We start from the raw sequence: 843 nt of genomic DNA, 5'->3' as shown, positions 1-843 counted from the left end.
ACATGTACTTTGAGTTCGTTAAGCCCCATGCGATTCACCCCAGTTCAAGAAGGTCGTTGCAGTACTTCTCTCACGGACAAACCGTACTTCACTCCATTCATCGATGCGTTCTCGCACATCCACGGAAAATACCCCGACGGCAATCAGGTGATAGATAACTGGCAAGACTTGCACCGGGTGGGCTTTCGGCCGAAAACTTTTTGCGAGTTCCGCAATGGACGAGGAGTGTAAGATTGCGAGACGTGACACGACTTCTGGCAGAAGACGTTCGAAATGGGGTTTAGGCTGTAAAAAGCCGAAGAGGAACTTCGCATTCTTCTGTACGACATCAGGAATGGTCTTTGGGCGGATTACGCTATAATCCCATCCCCGCTCTCTGGCGAATTGAAGACAGCACGCATTGACCCGTTCAAGTCTTTCGGAGGTGTCTTCAGACGCTTCTTTGACCTGATACAGATGAGGAATCGAACCTTGCCGGAAGACGAGCACATCGGGAACGTGGATCCAATGGCGACGTCGCCCTTGGGAGTCACGAAGAGAATGGGGATTTCCACAGGTTGAACGTAGTAACGCACAACCTGCGAATCAAGTTCGAGAATCACCTGAAACAGGTACTCGCCAAGCGATTCGTACTCAACAACCGTGTTCATTTTCGGGCTATGAAATGCGCCGATCACGTGGGGTTTACGTTGGCTTCCTCGATTGTTCACTTTCCTCTTGGGAGCGAAATGCATGTCTTCAGCAGCCCATGAAGATTTATTCAACCAGTCCACGGCATCTCCTCGGAGCAAGTGTGACGTGAAAGGACAATGTTTAATACCCGCATTGTTCACCAGCTTTTTT

The 843-nt window shown here is 49.8% G+C and carries 2 protein-coding genes; one reads left to right on the top strand and one right to left on the bottom strand.

The window, feature by feature from the left end; all coding sequences use genetic code 11:
- Positions 1–231, top strand: a 231-nt coding sequence (locus tag ASH01S_RS19135; RefSeq protein WP_217996368.1) for a hypothetical protein, incomplete at its 5' end; no start/stop codon positions are given.
- Between the two features lie 119 nt (positions 232–350).
- On the opposite strand, the gene ASH01S_RS19430 is transcribed toward ASH01S_RS19135, so the two are convergent.
- Positions 351–843: hypothetical protein (locus ASH01S_RS19430; protein WP_245629158.1), on the bottom strand; the 493-nt coding region annotated here is incomplete at its 5' end.

It is taken from the genome of Alicyclobacillus shizuokensis NBRC 103103 (assembly GCF_001552255.1).
GTDB classification, from domain to species: Bacteria; Bacillota; Bacilli; order Alicyclobacillales; family Alicyclobacillaceae; genus Alicyclobacillus_G; species Alicyclobacillus_G shizuokensis.
This window is presented reverse-complemented; position numbering and strand designations above follow the sequence as displayed.